The organism is Staphylococcus pseudintermedius, assembly GCF_001792775.2.
Taxonomy (GTDB): domain Bacteria; phylum Bacillota; class Bacilli; order Staphylococcales; family Staphylococcaceae; genus Staphylococcus; species Staphylococcus pseudintermedius.
Genome location: NZ_MLGE02000001.1, coordinates 211235 through 228807 on the forward strand (window position 1 = coordinate 211235; position 17573 = coordinate 228807).

The 17573-nt window shown below is 34.8% G+C and carries 13 protein-coding genes and 2 tRNA genes; 14 read left to right on the forward strand and 1 reads right to left on the reverse strand.

The features are described 5' to 3' along the window. Positions 1-2: 2 nt before the first annotated feature. Entirely contained in the window at positions 3-1403 is a 1401-nt protein-coding gene (gene dnaB, locus BJK46_RS01075) for a replicative DNA helicase (protein ID WP_014612677.1), read from the forward strand. Between the two features lie 371 nt (positions 1404-1774). Then, positions 1775-3058: an adenylosuccinate synthase gene (locus tag BJK46_RS01080; RefSeq protein ID WP_014612678.1), complete on the forward strand. Its 1284-nt coding sequence runs from the start codon at positions 1775-1777 to the stop codon at positions 3056-3058. Between the two features lie 218 nt (positions 3059-3276). Here BJK46_RS01080 and BJK46_RS01085 read toward each other — a convergent pair whose 3' ends face one another. Continuing rightward, positions 3277-4170, reverse strand: a complete 894-nt coding sequence (locus tag BJK46_RS01085) for a YitT family protein (protein ID WP_103263498.1) — start codon at positions 4168-4170, stop codon at positions 3277-3279. A gap of 106 nt (positions 4171-4276) precedes the next feature. On the opposite strand from BJK46_RS01085, the gene BJK46_RS01090 reads away from it, so the two are divergent. The 12 genes from BJK46_RS01090 (at position 4277) to BJK46_RS01145 (ending at position 17326) form a co-directional block, all read left to right on the forward strand. Beyond that, a tRNA-Glu gene (locus BJK46_RS01090) sits at positions 4277-4351 on the forward strand. A 6-nt stretch (positions 4352-4357) separates the two neighbouring features. Continuing rightward, positions 4358-4431, forward strand: a tRNA-Asp gene (locus tag BJK46_RS01095). A 438-nt stretch (positions 4432-4869) separates the two neighbouring features. Then, positions 4870-5208 (forward strand): SdpI family protein, encoded by a 339-nt coding sequence (locus BJK46_RS01100; RefSeq protein WP_015729823.1) that lies wholly within the window; start codon positions 4870-4872, stop codon positions 5206-5208. A 150-nt stretch (positions 5209-5358) separates the two neighbouring features. After that, on the forward strand, positions 5359-6060 hold the full coding sequence (yycF, locus tag BJK46_RS01105; RefSeq protein ID WP_014612681.1) for a response regulator YycF: 702 nt from the start codon (positions 5359-5361) through the stop codon (positions 6058-6060). Between the two features lie 12 nt (positions 6061-6072). Continuing rightward, the gene (gene walK, locus BJK46_RS01110; protein ID WP_014612682.1) at positions 6073-7905 is read left to right on the forward strand and encodes a cell wall metabolism sensor histidine kinase WalK; all 1833 of its coding nucleotides are present in this window, start codon (positions 6073-6075) and stop codon (positions 7903-7905) included. Then, positions 7895-9232, forward strand: a complete 1338-nt coding sequence (locus BJK46_RS01115; RefSeq protein WP_103263497.1) for a YycH family regulatory protein — start codon at positions 7895-7897, stop codon at positions 9230-9232. The genes walK and BJK46_RS01115 overlap by 11 nt, the downstream gene beginning before the upstream one ends. After that, positions 9229-10008: a two-component system regulatory protein YycI gene (locus BJK46_RS01120; protein ID WP_103263496.1), complete on the forward strand. Its 780-nt coding sequence runs from the start codon at positions 9229-9231 to the stop codon at positions 10006-10008. The genes BJK46_RS01115 and BJK46_RS01120 overlap by 4 nt, the downstream gene beginning before the upstream one ends. A gap of 22 nt (positions 10009-10030) precedes the next feature. After that, on the forward strand, positions 10031-10813 hold the full coding sequence (locus BJK46_RS01125; RefSeq protein ID WP_037541999.1) for an MBL fold metallo-hydrolase: 783 nt from the start codon (positions 10031-10033) through the stop codon (positions 10811-10813). A gap of 714 nt (positions 10814-11527) precedes the next feature. Beyond that, a complete protein-coding gene (gene rlmH / locus BJK46_RS01130; RefSeq protein ID WP_103263495.1) occupies positions 11528-12007 on the forward strand; it encodes a 23S rRNA (pseudouridine(1915)-N(3))-methyltransferase RlmH in 480 nt (159 codons plus the stop codon). Between the two features lie 178 nt (positions 12008-12185). Continuing rightward, positions 12186-14564 (forward strand): nSTAND3 domain-containing NTPase, encoded by a 2379-nt coding sequence (locus tag BJK46_RS01135; RefSeq protein ID WP_112424769.1) that lies wholly within the window; start codon positions 12186-12188, stop codon positions 14562-14564. 259 nt (positions 14565-14823) lie between these two features. Further along, positions 14824-16497, forward strand: coding sequence for an AAA family ATPase (locus tag BJK46_RS01140; RefSeq protein ID WP_112424770.1), 1674 nt, complete (start codon positions 14824-14826; stop codon positions 16495-16497). Further along, positions 16490-17326, forward strand: a complete 837-nt coding sequence (locus BJK46_RS01145; RefSeq protein WP_181559393.1) for a DNA adenine methylase — start codon at positions 16490-16492, stop codon at positions 17324-17326. The genes BJK46_RS01140 and BJK46_RS01145 overlap by 8 nt, the downstream gene beginning before the upstream one ends. Positions 17327-17573: the final 247 nt, after the last annotated feature.

Here is a 17573-nt window from a genome sequence, read left to right on the forward strand (position 1 = left end):
GCATGGATGAAATGTATGAACATAATCGAATGCCACACAGTCATGAGGCGGAACAATCTGTACTGGGGGCGATTTTTCTCGACCCAGAATTGATGTCGTCCACGCAAGAAATTTTGTTGCCTGAATCATTTTATCGTGGTGCGCATCAGCATATTTTCCGTGCGATGATGGACCTGAATGAAGATGGTAAAGATATTGACATTGTGACTGTTTTGGATCGACTCACACAAGAAGGGGTCGTGAATGAAGCGGGAGGTCCCCAATATCTTGCTGAAATTACATCGAATGTACCGACAACGCGAAATATTCAATACTACACAGACGTGGTATTCAAAAATGCAGTCAAACGTAAGCTCATTCACACTGCGGATAGTATTGCGAATGATGGCTATAACGATGAATTAGATTTAGATACCGTGCTGAATGATGCAGAACGTCGTATCTTGGAACTGTCTTCTACACGTGAGAGTGACGGTTTTAAAGATATTCGTGACGTATTAGGACAAGTTTATGATAATGCGGAACAATTGGATCAGAATAGTGGTCAAACGCCAGGCATTCCAACAGGTTACCGCGATTTAGACCAGATGACAGCAGGCTTTAATCGTAATGATTTGATTATTTTAGCGGCGCGACCTTCAGTAGGTAAGACTGCCTTCGCTCTTAATATTGCGCAAAAAGTAGCCACACATGAAGATCAATATACGGTCGGCATTTTCTCATTAGAGATGGGTGCAGACCAATTGGCGACACGTATGATTTGTAGTTCGGGCAATGTCGATTCGAACCGTTTACGTACGGGGACGATGACTGAGGAGGATTGGAATCGATTTACAGTGGCAGTCGGTAAACTGTCTCGGACGAAAATTTTTATTGATGATACACCAGGTGTGCGGATTACCGATATTCGTTCAAAATGTCGTCGTTTAAAGCAAGAACATGGACTGGATATGATTGTGATTGACTACTTACAATTGATTCAAGGAAGTGGTTCACGTGCATCGGATAACCGTCAACAAGAAGTGTCAGAGATTTCACGTATGCTTAAAGCGATTGCCCGTGAGTTAGAGTGTCCGGTGATTGCGTTAAGTCAGCTATCACGTGGTGTTGAACAACGACAAGATAAACGTCCGATGATGAGTGATATTCGTGAGTCAGGTTCGATTGAGCAAGACGCCGATATCGTTGCTTTCTTATATCGTGATGACTACTATAACCGTGGCGATGGAGATGATGATGACGATGATGGTGGATTCGAACCACAAACAAATGATGAAAATGGTGAAATTGAAATCATTATCGCGAAGCAGCGTAACGGCCCGACCGGTACAGTGAAGCTACACTTTATGAAACAATATAATAAGTTTACAGATATCGATTATGCTCATGCGGATATGGGATAATTGGACGTGTGCTTGGAACGGTTGGTGTTATCAATCATCAACCGTTTTATTTGTGATATTGCATGGAACAACCGAAAAGAAAAAATAATTTTAAACTTAAAATACGTATATTATATAACAAATTCTGTTTAATGTACGGTTTTTACTTTGTATTAACTTATCGATTTTGATGTAAGTTAGGATTTTGGACACAAGCGAAAGAGCCTAATAACACTTGTATAACACGTGGTTGTAAGGGTCCGACTATTTTAGAGGGGCTTGAATGGTGTGACGCACAATCTAATTTTCAATGTTCGTTTTTTGATTTGCATTCATGATGTGATACTGGTAGAATACAGTTTGGTTAATTGAGAAAACTTGGAGGTGCTCTTATGTCATCAATCGTAGTAGTTGGGACACAATGGGGAGACGAAGGTAAAGGTAAAATTACAGACTTTTTAGCGGAACAAGCAGATGTCATTGCACGTTTTTCTGGTGGTAATAATGCAGGTCATACAATCAAATTTGACGGTGAAACTTACAAATTGCATTTAGTGCCATCTGGTATTTTTTATAAAGACAAACTTGCTGTCATCGGCAATGGTGTCGTGATTGATCCAGTTGCATTACTTAGAGAATTAGACGGCTTAAATGAAAGAGGCATTGCAACAGATAACTTACGCATCTCAAACCGCGCACACGTCATCCTACCTTATCACATTCAACAAGATGAACTTGAAGAAGCGCGTCGTGGCGACAACAAAATTGGTACGACGAAGAAAGGTATTGGCCCAGCATACGTAGATAAAGCACAAAGAATGGGTATTCGTGTAGCAGATTTATTAGACAAAGAAGTTTTCGAACAACGCTTAAAAGAAAATTTAGAATATAAAAATGATTACTTCCAAGGTATGTTTAAACAAGATGCACCATCATTTGAAGACATTTTTGAAACATACTATGCAGCTGGTCAACGTCTTGCACCATACGTCACAGATACTGCAAAAGTGTTAGACGATGCTTTCGTAGCAGATGAACGTGTATTATTTGAAGGTGCACAAGGTGTGATGTTAGATATCGACCACGGCACATATCCTTTCGTTACATCAAGCAATCCTGTCGCAGGTAACGTCACTGTAGGCGCGGGTGTCGGCCCAACAAATGTTTCAAAAGTTGTCGGTGTATGTAAAGCGTATACGTCACGTGTAGGTGATGGTCCGTTCCCAACAGAATTATTTGACGAAAAAGGTCATCATATCCGTGAAGTAGGTCGCGAATATGGTACAACAACAGGTCGTCCGCGTCGTGTCGGCTGGTTTGACTCAGTGGTGTTACGTCACTCTCGTCGTGTGAGCGGGATTACTGACTTATCTATTAACTCTATCGACGTATTAACAGGCTTAGATGAAGTGAAAATCTGTACAGCTTATGAGTTAGATGGTAAAGAAATCACAGAATATCCAGCGAACTTAAACGACTTAAAACGTTGCGAACCTATTTTTGAAACATTACCAGGTTGGACAGAAGATATTACAGGCGTACGTACAATGGAAGAATTGCCTGACAATGCACGTCGTTACTTAGAGCGTATTTCTGAATTGTGTAACGTACACATTTCTATCTTCTCTGTAGGTCCAGATCGTAATCAAACAAATGTTGTAGAAAAATTATGGTAATACAATAACTGAGGGGAGTCTTCCGGCAACGCTTCGGTAAGACTGACCTAAAATAAAAAAGACTGCCAAAATGATTTGGTGGTCTTTTTTAATGGCCTATAATGTTTTAGCTTTAATGTTGTTTTATATTCAGTATGTGTGTTGGATAACACAAAATACTTGCATGGCTTTAAACAACAACATCGTGCATCCTAAAAAGAGGAACCAATATGACATCACTAATGAATATCTCTTTTACGATGGTTTCCACCGCGTACTTCTGAAACGTTACCGATTGAGAGGAAGGCTTTTTCGTCGATTTCCATAACGATATCTTTCAATTTTGCTTCTTCAAGACGTGTAATCACGCAGAAAATGACACGTTTATCTTCTCCAGTATACGCGCCTTCACCTTTCAAATACGTCACACCACGACCGAGACGAGAATTGATTGCTTCACCAATATCTTTATAGGCATCACTAATAACCCATACCGCTTTGGATTCATCAAAACCTAAAAGGACGGTATCAATCATTTTTGAGGCGATGAAATAAGCAACAACACTAAATAATGCACTCTCCCATGTGAACACAAAGCCAGCAATGCCAAATATGAAGAAATTAACAAACATCACAATTTCGCCCACAGAAAAAGGCAATTTTGAGTGAACGAGAATCGATAAAATCTCTGTACCGTCTAATGAGCCACCATAACGTAGCACAATGCCGACACCAATACCTAGGACTGCACCGCCAAAAATCGTAACTAAAAATTTATCGTTAATGACTGGATCGATAGGGTGTAACACAATAGTCGTAATGGATAAGATAGAGATGGCATACAAAGTAGAGATAGCAAAAGTTTTACCAATTTGTTTATAGCCTAAAAAGAAGAAAGGCAAATTAAGTATAAAGATGAATATCCCTAATTTGAATCCTAATAAATGGGACAGAATAATTGAAATACCTACAATGCCTCCGTCGAGCAATTGATTCGGTACTAAGAAAAGCTCCAGTGCTATTCCCATCAACACTGCGCCTAACGTAATAAAGAAAAATCTCTTGAAAAATTGACGTGGCTTTTTAGGTTTCTCTTTGATGTAAGCAACGTTCGATTCTGCTTGAATTTCCATAAATGACCCCCTGAACAACTTTATATGAAAAATTATACAAAAAAATCCGAAAAAAATCTTGTCAACCCGATTGGGTGATGCTATAATCATTCTTGTGTTTAAGAAAGGCTCCTTGGTCAAGCGGTTAAGACACCGCCCTTTCACGGCGGTAACACGGGTTCGAGTCCCGTAGGAGTCACCATGATATGGTCCCGTAGTGGAGCGGTTTAACACGCCTGCCTGTCACGCAGGAGATCGCGGGTTCGATTCCCGTCGGGACCGCTAACGTGCTCATCCAATAGGGTGAGCACTTTTTTCTTTCTAAGACAGTTAGGCTTGCCTAACTGATGATTGTAATACGTTGTTATGACAACTATGAAGTGTTAATTATAATTTAGGCAAAATACCTCTTTTTACAGTCAACAGGCATATACTGAAAGTGTGTAGAGGAGGTGTTTTTAATGGTGAAGGCTATTATTGAATTCATTAAATTATTACTCTCAATTTTCGTATCTGGTGGTAAGCACTAGTGTGAACTGACTCTTTACGTGTTGCGTAGGTGACATGTAAAGAGTCTTTTTTATGCTTTTTAGAGAATGAATGACAATGTCATCCCCCATTTTTCTGTTCCTCAATAGCGCGCCTATACCTTTTTTAAAAGTGAGTGTAGCCGTTTGTTTATGATTATGGTACAACTAAATTAAGGAGTGAATAACGCAAATGATACTGTTTTCAAGTTGTTTGTTCTTATTCTTATTAGCGATTGCGTTCCAACATAACCCACCTCAAGAAATCAATTACTTTATTGGGTTTCGGACTAGGAAGTCGATGAAAAATCAAAAGAATTGGGAAATTGCTCAAGTCGCCTTTGCCCATCAACTGAAGGTAATTTCTGGTTATACGGCTTTATGTTCAATCCTATTATGTATCGTGGATATCGTGCTCATTGTTTTAGACAACGATGTGCTATTTGTAGCTTCGATGGTGACACAAGCGATAGTGCTCATAGGTATATTGTTGACCGTTTATCTCAAAGTCAATAAAAAGCTAGATACATAAACTGAATGGTTGGATTTTGCCCATTATGATACAAATGAAAATGGGTTAAATAGATAGAATTCACTTTATATTAGTGATACATTATAAGGTATAGGATTATGCCAGTTAGCAACCGATATTATGTACTTATTAAGAAATGGGGTCATTTTTATGGCAAGAAAAGTAGTCGTAGTCGATGATGAAAAACCAATTGCGGATATATTAGAATTTAATTTGAAAAAAGAAGGTTATGAAGTATTTGTCGCATATGATGGCAATGATGCGGTCGACTTAATCTATGAAAAAGAACCTGATATCGTGTTACTCGATATTATGTTGCCTGGTCAAGACGGTATGGAAGTGTGCCGTGAAGTGCGTAAAAAATTCGAAATGCCAATTATTATGTTGACGGCTAAAGACTCAGAGATCGATAAAGTCCTCGGTCTTGAGCTTGGTGCGGATGACTATGTGACAAAACCATTTAGTACGCGTGAATTAATTGCACGTGTGAAAGCTAACTTACGCCGCCATTATACACAACCGAGTCAAGAAAATCACATGCAGACGAATGAAATTACAATTAAAGATATTGTGATTTATCCAGATGCTTATTCTATTAAAAAACGCGGTGAAGATATTGATTTGACGCACCGTGAATTTGAGTTGTTCCATTATTTATCGAAACATATGGGACAAGTGATGACGCGTGAACATTTACTCCAAACGGTATGGGGTTATGATTATTTCGGTGATGTCCGTACTGTAGACGTTACGATTCGCCGTTTACGTGAAAAAATTGAAGATGATCCTTCTCATCCAGACTATATTGTGACGCGTCGTGGTGTTGGATATTTCTTACAACAACATGATTAGAGGATGGCAAATATGAAGTGGTTAAAACAATTTCAATCCCTTCACACGAAACTTGTTATTGTCTATGTCCTGTTGATTATTATTGGTATGCAAATTATTGGTCTGTACTTTACGAATAGCCTTGAAAAAGAAATGACTGAGACGTTTAAGACAAACATTTCTCAAAATGCGAAACAAATCGAGCTCGGTATTGAAAAAATATATGCAGATGGTAATGATTCTGGTAATACACAAAAAGATATTCAAAATTTACTCAATGAATATGCCAATCGTAATGAAATGATAGAAATTCGCTTTATTGATAAAGATCAAATCATTATTGCGACATCAAAACAATCGAACCGTACGATTATTAACCAAAAAGCGAATGATAGTTCTATTCAAAAGGCATTGTCGCTAGGGCAAGAAAATTCGGATACAGTGCTGAAAGATTATGGTGAAGGTAAGCAGCGTGTATGGATTAAAAATATGCCGGTAGTGACTGGTGATGGTATGATTGGTGATATTTATATCGAGTCGAATATTAACCAAGTGTACGATCAGTTAAGCAACATTAACCAAATTTTCATCGTAGGTACAGGGATTTCGCTCATTATTACAGTGATTCTCGGTTTCTTTATTGCGCGTACGATTACGAAGCCGATTACTGATATGCGAAATCAGACAGTCGAGATGTCTAAAGGGAACTATACGCAACGTGTGAAAATTTATGGTAATGACGAAATTGGTGAATTGGCACTCGCGTTTAACAACTTGTCGAAACGTGTTCAAGAAGCACAGGCGAATACGGAAAGTGAGAAGCGGCGTCTAGATTCGGTCATTACCCATATGAGTGACGGGGTAATTGCGACAGATAGACGTGGCCGTGTGCGTATTATTAATGATATGGCGCTGAAAATGCTAGGGAAGTCTAAAGAGGAAGTCTCCGGGCACTTTATTTTTGATGTATTAGATTTACGAGATGAGTTTTCACTTGAAGAATTAAATGAAAATAATGATAGTGTCCTCATTGATATTAATGAAGAAGAAGGTATTATTGCACGTGTCAACTTTAGTACGATAGTGCAAGATACTGGCTTTGTGACAGGTTACATTGCAGTGCTACATGATGTCACTGAGCAACAACAAATTGAACGAGAACGTCGCGAGTTTGTGGCCAATGTCTCACATGAATTACGGACACCATTAACGTCTATGAATAGTTATATTGAGGCTTTGGAAGAGGGCGCTTGGCGTGATGAGTCGATTGCTCCTCAATTTTTATCCGTGACGCGTGAAGAGACAGAGCGGATGATTCGTCTCGTCAATGACTTGTTACACTTGTCTAAAATGGATAATGAAACGGAAACGATTACGAAAGAGATTGTTGACTTTAATATGTTCATCAACAAAATTATTAATCGACATGAAATGGCTGCGAAAGATACGACATTCGTGCGTGATATTCCGAGAGAGACGATATTTACAGAAGTGGATCCGGATAAGATGACGCAAGTGTTCGACAACGTCATTACGAATGCGATGAAATATTCGCGTGGTGAGAAACGTGTCGAGTTCCACGTGAAACATAATCCTGTCCACAGTCGTTTAACGATTCGAATTAAAGATAACGGGATTGGGATTCCGATTAATAAAGTAGACAAAATTTTTGACCGTTTTTTCCGTGTGGATAAGGCACGTACGAGAAAGATGGGAGGGACAGGACTGGGTCTTGCCATCTCTAAAGAAATTGTAGAAGCGCATAACGGCCGTATTTGGGCGAATAGTGTCGAAGGACAAGGCACATCCATTTTCATCACATTACCTTGTGAGAAAATTGAGGAAGGTGATTGGGATGCGAACTAGAGAATTGATTAAGTCAATTGTGTTAGCGCTCCTCGTCCTATCGAGTATTGTATTGACAGTCATGATTTGGAACTTTTCGCCGGATTTAACGGATGCAGATAATGTGCATACGAAAGATGCGACAGAGGCAATCGGGACGCGTTACGATAAAGCGTTTAGCCAGGTGGTGACGCCTCTGCAGCTCGTGCATATCGAAAATGATGATGTGAAAGGTATGCCAGCGAATAAAGATGTGAATGCATTAATGACTGTATTTCAAAAACACCGCATTATTGAAGTAGAAGATATTCAAAATGACGATGTCGTGTTATTGCGTAATTTGAGCAATCATTTCGTCGTGTTAGACTACCCGTCAGACATCCCGCTGTCGATGTATTTGAATGAAGTCATTGAAATCCCTGCGAAAGTGCCGACAAATTTTAAATTTAACCGACTGATTTTAGATGTCGATGATGCTCAACATGTGATCATTTATGCCATGCAGCCGAATCATCAACGGGCGATTAAGTTAGAAACGAATTTGAATACGAAATATGTACAAAAGCGCATTCAGAAGATGAAAGCGGACTTGGAACCGTACTCCAATGTTGTGACGAACCGCAGTACGATTAATAAGGCGACGTATATGTATGCCGTGAAAGCACCGAAAAACTTAAAAGCATATCGGACTATTTTTAATCGTATTAACGTAGAAGATTTGAACGCAATTCTGTTTGATAATACGCCAATTGTGCGTACAACGAATAGTGGGAACACGACCTATAACAACAATACAGGCGTCGTGAACTACAATGCGAATCGTGAAACGTATGACTATACCAATTTGTCAGAAGATGAGCATAGTACGCGGAATATGAATGTCAACTTGCCACGTGCGTTTGATTTTATTAATAAACATGGTGGCTTTACAGATGATTTTCGCTTATTTAGTGCGAACAATGACCGTGGCCATATTATTTATCAAATGTTTCTAAATGGACGTCCCATCTTTTATCCGAATCAATTGAACGAAATTCGTGTTTTGTGGGGCGAACGGGGGTTATATGAATACAGTCGCGGTTTATTAAAAACGAACGTGACGATTGATAACGGTGAAAAACCTGAGTCGTTACCAGATTTGGAAGACGTGCGTTCTGTATTGGCTAGTAAAGGTGATATTGATTTTACCAAAGTCCAACAAATGGTTATCGGTTATCGCATGAATCCAATTAAAGGACCGGAAAATAGTATCGAAATACAAGAAGGCAGCCAGTTTATACCGACGTGGTATATTCAATATGATCACGAGTGGTACGAATATAAAGACGGGGGGTTGATTGAGACATGAACTGGAAACGTGCAAAATCATTGTTCATCGTCGTGTTTCTCCTCGTTAATATTTGTTTAATCTTTGTGTATAATGATAAAATTAGTAAATCAAAAATTAGTGATGCAGAACAGCAAAATTCAGTTAACTTTGAACAAGAAAATATCAAATTGCCGAAAAACATGCCTGATGTGAGCCATGTCAAAATGCAGCTCATTACGGCACGTTCGAAAGACTTTAAAGATGAAGCGGAAAAAAGTGGTAAAGCAGAAGCACGAAATAATGGGCACACATTGGACAAAGAAATGAGTGAAAGTGTCAATGTGAAATTGGACCCTATTTCACATTTGAAACCGTACATCGATCAAAATATCTATAAAGGCAATGAGTATCAATATCACGATACAATCGATGGCAAAATTAAATACGAACAGACGTATAAAGGCTTCCCGATTATGAATAACAATCGTGCAGAACTGACTTTTGATGTGAAAGACGATACAGTTAAATCGTATGAGCAGTCTGCAATGGAAGACATCCTTCCGTCTAAAGGGTCGAATAATGAACCTAGACAAGTCATTAGTGCCCATAAAGCTATCGAAGCGCTTTATTATAATCAGTACTTAAAACATGATCAAGAAGTCGAAAACATCCGACTCGGTTATTATACAGTGGTCAAAGAGACGAATATTCAAGTTTTGCAAGCCAACTGGGAAATTAAAGTGAAAGACGCAAATGGCACACATACGTATTATGTAGAGGCAATTTCGTCCAATCCACAAATTATTGAACAATAGAAAGGGTGGTCTCTTGATACGAATGAGTGTACTCGCAAGCGGTAGTACCGGCAATGCGACATATGTAGAAAGTGATAAAGGCAGTTTGTTGGTCGATGTAGGACTCACAGGTAAAAAAATGGAGGCACTGTTCGAACAAATCGACCGAAAAATTTCAGATCTTAGTGGTATTCTTGTGACACATGAACATAGTGACCATATTAAAGGCTTAGGTGTCCTTGCGAGAAAGTATGGCTTGCCTGTATATGCGAACGAAAAAACATGGACGTGTATTGATAAAAAAGACTCTAAAATTCCGCTAGATCAAAAGTTTGTATTCAATCCACATGAAACGAAATCTATCGCAGGATTTGATATTGAATCATTTAACGTGTCTCATGACGCCATTGACCCGCAGTTCTACATTTTTCATAATAACTACAAAAAGTTTACGATGATTACAGATACTGGTTACGTGTCAGAGCGTATGAAAGGGATGATTCGTGGCAGTGATGCGTTCATGTTTGAGAGCAATCACGACGTCGATATGTTGCGTATGTGCCGCTATCCATGGAAGACGAAGCAACGTATCCTGAGTGATATGGGTCATGTTTCGAACGAAGACGCAGCACACGCGATGAAAGATGTGATTACAGGTCAAACGAAGCGCATTTATTTGTCTCATTTATCACAAGACAATAATATGAAAGACTTGGCCCGTATGAGTGTCAGTCAAATCTTGCAGGCGCATGATATCGATACAGTGAATGAAGTGAAGCTGTGTGATACAGATAAAGCCATCCCAACACCGATTTATACATTGTAGGTTGGAAGTATCAGAATTTACTTTTTTTGATAGCTATCTTGGGTTCGCGTTTCCTAGGGGACTTGACTCAACTCAATTTGGCTTGATTGAAAGGGAAACCTGAAAAAAGCCAAATTGGATTTTCGGGAGCTGTACAGAAATCTTATGTGCAACAAAGATTTCGTAGTACTATCCTCGCAAGGCTGACTGGGCTTCTCAAAAGTAAAACATTGAGAAGTCAGACAGCTACTGCGTGAAACAGTAACCACTGTTAAGCTAAAAAGAAGTTTGTTAACAGTTTTCACATATCCCTGAGGAGTCTCGCCCAGATTGGCATTCAAAAAAGAACAATGAATGTCCAACTAAATCATCATTCTTGTAATCTATCAATGACATGATTCAGCAAAATATAAATAAATTTAAGAGGTTTGGACAGTTAGATGTCTGACCTCTTTTTTTACGGATATCAATAATAACTGTGTATAAAAATACTCGAATCAATTGAGTTATCCCCATGAATGTGCACAAATTAAGCAAGTTATAAACAATCCACATGTTAATAACCAATTTACTAACAAAGTTATCCACATATCAACAGACTTATCCCCGAATATAGTAATCAATTTTTAAATTTCTGTGTGAAAACGAAATGCGAAAACGGTATAATAGAGATAAAGATGTGGGTAACTGAATAACCTGTGGATAACTTCGGATTGATAGGCATAGGAGGGCAAAATGAAAATAACAATCTTGGCAGTAGGGAAATTAAAAGAAAAATATTGGAAACTCGCCATTGCAGAATACACCAAACGGCTCGGCGCATACTCCAAAATAGAAGTGGTCGAAGTTCCAGATGAAAAAGCACCAGAAACAATGAGTGCAAAAGAAATCGAACAAGTGAAAGAAAAAGAAGGGCAGCGGATCTTAAGTAAAATCAAACCACAAAGCACCGTCATCACATTAGAAATCGCTGGCAAAATGTTGAGTTCTGAAGATTTGGCCAAAACACTGGATCAGCGCATGACACAGGGCGCAAGTGACTTCACCTTTGTCATAGGCGGCTCACATGGGCTACACGAGGCCGTATTACGACGCAGTGATTTTGCGTTGTCGTTTAGTAAAATGACCTTTCCACACCAAATGATGCGCGTCATCTTGTTGGAGCAGGTGTATCGTGCGTTTAAAATTATGCGGGGAGAAGCATATCATAAGTAGGTGGGGTTTAAGATTGTTTTTAAGAAAACATATGACTCTATGAATATCTTTGTTTTTTGTGAATCTGATAGTTACTTTTTTAAAGGTTAGAAGATTGGAATAATGAAGGTAATTTAATCATTAAATACCTGCTATATTATTTATTGAGTATAAATAATTCTATATAGGAGATGAATGCATGAAATTCAGCTACCGTTTAGACAGTATGGACACAGATAGTTTTGAAAAATTTGCAGTAGAATTAGTAAGAAGAAAATTTGATATTGAGGCGTTTCGGGGATTTGCACCTGGAAAGGATGATGGTATAGATGGTATTGATGATATAAAAAGTCCTACTCTCATACTGCAAGCTAAGAGATGGAGTTTATCAAAAAATCATTCTACAGCTGTAAATGAATTAAAAAGAGAAATTGATAATATAGTAAAAAATATAGAAAAGTATGGTTGGAAATCTAAGTTTAAATATGTAATTGTAACGAGTTTAAGGTTATCACCTAAAAGATGTAAAGATATAAGAGATTATGCAGATGAAAGATATCCAGGACTCATACCATCAGATGATTATATAATATACTCTTCTCATATAGAAATCTTATCTAATGATAAAAAATATATAGATATCTTCAAAAAATATCATTTAGATGAGAACAATCTTTCATCAATCTTAAAAGAAGAAAAATTAAGACCTGTAGAAAAAGAATCTTCCCATTATTTTGCCGATTACAATTATAAATTTTTTGCAGAAACTAATTTTTTAGAGGAAGCTTATTATAAAATACAGGAGAATCGTGTGTTATTAATTCAAGGCCCTCCGGGTATAGGAAAAACAACAACATGCATGATTTTAGGAAATTTACTTAGAAGTAATAAAGAGATAAAATTTGATGCAATTATGCGAAAGATAACTGACATAGATAAAGTAATAGACATTTATTATTCATCATATAGTGAAGAAGATAAGGCACTATTTGTTGTTTTTGATGATTTTTTAGGTAGAAATAAGTTTGATGTAGGAGATCATTATTTACCAGATTTAAAAAGAATATATGCAACTGCAAAAAGATCAAACAATTTATATATTTGCCTTAACTCAAGAACACAAATTATTAAGGATGCTAAAAATTTAAATTCAAATTTCAAAAGACTAATACAATCGGAATTTAAAGAAGAAGAAATTAGTGTATTAGACTTATCAAATTACAGTAAAACCGATAAAGCATTTATTTTTAGAAAATCTTTTGAAAGAAAAATAGATGAAATTAATGACAAAAAAGAATTAGCTGAAAGATATAATAGTTTGATCGGTTGTGATTGGTCAGTCATTATAGGACATAAAAATTTTTATCCTAGGGTTATTGAATTAATTGTTAATAATTTTCAGGAGTCTGATAAAAATTTTCATAAATATGTTATAGATTCTTTAAAAAATCCTTTTGATTTATATGAAAATATTTTTTACTCTCTTAATATTGAAGAAAAATATTTATTATTTGTAATTTTACTTTTCGACAGTTATCCAGTACAAAAAAAATATATAACAAGATCTTTTCATAGATTAGAAATAAATCCTGCTTTTGATATTGAAAAAGCTATATACAAACTTGAAGACTCATGGATATTACCAATGAAAGATTATATATATGGAGAAGTTAAAATAAATTTCTTGAATCCCAGTATAATAGATTTTTTAAATTATAAAAAGAAAATACTACCAAATATGTTGAAAAATATAGAAAAAAGCTCTATTTATTTAAGTCAAGTTTTTAGTTATTATGGAAAGTCAATTTACAATGAAAAATTCATGAAAAAGCTATTATACGAATGGCATGATTTTGAAGACAATAAAGATTTTATAGGTGAAAAAATCATTTCGATTATCAAATTGAATAGATGGGAACAATACAAATCAGAGATAAGGGGTCTTCTATTGTCTTTTAAGGAAGAAACGTCACATTCAAGCAAAGTAACTTGGACGAACATTATTGATAATATTTACAAGTACGGTAATTTTGAATTAAAAAAAGAATTTTTATTATTGTTAGAAGAAGAATACTTATCTGATAACATTCTTGAAAGTAGACTTATAGATTCCTATGACATAGATAAAACTGCGGATCAGATTGACTCAATAATAAATGAGGTGAATGATGAACTATATGATGAGTATGGATTTCCTAACTTTTTTGAATCAAATTACTATGAAGATTTTAAAAATAAAAAAGTTGATATTCTACAAGACTATATAGATAATGACGTAACTATAATCGATATTCAAAGGTATGAAATAGATGTTGAAAATATTGAGGAAGAAGTTGAGATTCACGTTAAACAAGTTTCTGAAGATGTAGAAAATCAAATAACAGAATCTTTTGAATGGAAAGGTATAAATAAAGAAACTTTAGATTATGAAATTTTAAGAAGTTTTATTAAAGAAACAATTCTTGAGGAATTAAATATTTTCAATCGTAAATATTATAGAAATGAAGTAGAAACTAACAATATATCAGAATTTAAAACTGTTGAGAGTATCTTAAATCAACCATTAAAATATAAATAATATGAATACATGAAAGACAATTGTTTTCAAAAATGTAATATGAGAGGATTGAATTGACAATGAATGGTTAAAATGTTCAACATAGAATCGCAAATTTAACAGATAATCTGAAGCGAATAACAAGTGAATGTCGTAGTTACTTCATAGATTTATATTTAATATTCGGATATTATGGTGTTTTTAGTGGTGAATTTGCTATTATTTAAAAAAGATTACAACGGAAAATTCTAACCATCAGATTCATAGGGGTGATTAATAAATGATAAAAAGTATAAATATTAAACAGTATAGAAGGTTGAAAAATGAAGTTTTTAAGTTTGATAAAAATGTCACAGCAATTTCTGGAACGAATGGAACATGCAAAACTTCGTTGTTACATATCATAAGTAATAGCTTTAAAAGGGTAAGTGCTAATGACAGTAAATTTAATGACAAAAACGTAATGAAGGTACTAAATGCAATTAATCAAAGTGTCAATCCTAAAATAGAAACTTTGACAAAAGGAGACACAACTTATAATGATCCAGCCCCAAATTTAAAAGGAAATTTGTATTCAGTTCAATATAGTGATGATAAAGTGCTTGATTACAGAAGACATGTTTCTAAAAAGGAAAATAGGTATGCTATTAAACTTCACTATGGAGTAGGGAGAAAAGAAACTCTACCTGAATGTCCAATATTGTATTTAAACCTAGGAAGGTTATATAATTATGGGGAATTTAACAATGATGACAACATCACTAAAATATACTACAAACTTCCTGAAAAATATCAAAATAAATTAATTGAAAACTATAAAGAACTAACTGGAATTAAAATTTCAAATTTATCTCCTAATAAAATGGGCGATATAAAAAATAGAGCAGATTTTATTAGTGATAAGGCAGGTATAGATTCTAATACTATTTCTTCAGGTGAAGACAATATATATATTATTTTGACAGCATTGGAATCCTTAAGGTATTATTTTGAGAATATTCAATCAGAGAACAAAATAGAAAGTATTTTATTAATAGACGAGATTGACGCAACATTACATCCAGGACTTCAATACGAATTATACGATCTTATTCAGTATTATTCATATAATTATAAAATTCAAGTTGTTTTCACTACACATAGTTTATCCCTTATAGAATATATTCTAGAAAATAATAATCAACTCATTTACTTAGTTAACCAAGGAGATTCAAGTCAACAATTAGAAGACACTAATATTCATACAATAAAAAATCTATTGCAACATGAATATGGTACTGAAATAATAAGTATGAAGAAGATACCCGTTTTTATGGAAGATGACGAAGCTAGGGATTTTTTCGATCTTATAATTGATTATATGAAGGATGAAATGAGATTAAAATCAATAGCTAATATTGCTCCATATCTATATAAAGTTAATACAAAAATGAGTGCTGCTAACTTAAAAAGTTTATTTGAAGATAAGTACTTAATTGAATCTACGATGAAATCAATCTGCATTTTAGATGGAGATCAAAACGATGATTTAACTAATATGATAATAACACTACCAGGTAGTAAATCACTTGAGAATGAAATTTTTGAATATTTATTAGATTTAGTAGAAAATGACTCTAAATTATTGAAAAACCAGAATTTTTATAAAATGGGTTACCAGGATAATATTATAAAAAAAGAAATTACCAATCCAATCAGTGAGTTTAAAAAATCTCAAGAAAGCAAAAAAGAACAAGGTATTAGCATTAAAGGAGATGAGAGAGAATTTAATAAAAAATTATATAATAGGCATAAAAACTTTTTCGTCTTATTAACGAAAATATGGCTTAAAGAGAATAATAAAGAAGTCGAAAAATTTTATAATAATCTTAGAGTGATGTTTTACAAATCATCAGAGTTTCACTCAATTGATAAAAAGCAATGGGATAAAAATGAAAAGTTTGGAGGTGAATAAAATTAGTAATCTTAAGAGTCCATTAAGATATCCGGGTGGAAAAGCAAAATTATATAATAAGGTAAAGGATATTATCCAAGCAAATTATTCTAAAGAGTTACCGATTTATTTTGAGCCTTTTGCAGGTGGTGGAGGATTAGCATTAAAATTATTGTCAAAAGGTATTGTAAGAAAGATTCATATAAATGATTTTGATAGAGCTATATATGCTTTTTGGTACAGTATATTATATTATACAGAAGACTTTTGTAAAAAAATTAGCGAAACAGAAGTCAGTATATCCGAATGGGAAAAACAAAAAGAAATATATTTAGATAGCGAAAAGCGAAACATTTTTGATTTAGGATTTGCTACTTTCTTTTTAAATAGAACTAATGTTTCTGGCATACTGAAAGCAGGTGTTATGGGAGGAAAACAGCAAAACGGAAATTATAAAATAGATTGTAGGTTTAATAAGGAACGATTAATTAGTCAAATTAAAGAAATAGCAATTTTTAAAAGCAAAATAGAAATTAGTAATTATGACATATTTGAACTTCTGAAGACTGATATACTAAATCAAGAGGATATTTTTGTTTATTATGATCCTCCATATGTTAATAAGGGTAATCAACTATATAAAAATGCGTTCTCAAGAAAAGATCATGAAAAATTAGCTTCCCAGATTTTAAGTAATAAAAATAAGTATATTATAACTTATGATAATGTAGAGTTGATCCATAATATATATAAAGAAAATTTAGTTGAACTTATTAATATTAATTATAGTACTGGAAATACTAAAAAAGCTGAAGAAATTTTAATATATTCAAAAAGCACTAAAACTTAGAGTTAGCATTAATACTAATACCCAGAAAAAATAATACATTCAATAAAAAAGAAGATGAATGTATTGGAATTTAATGGTTGAATATTGTTGTAGAATATAAAGATGCATATGAAATACTAAAAAATGACACATCTCTTGTTATTTTATATAAATACAACGATATAGCACGTTAATTAAAGCAGTTAATAATGAACTTAAAATTGCCAAAAGTGGCCATGGTAATACGTATACGATCAATGTTGAAAAA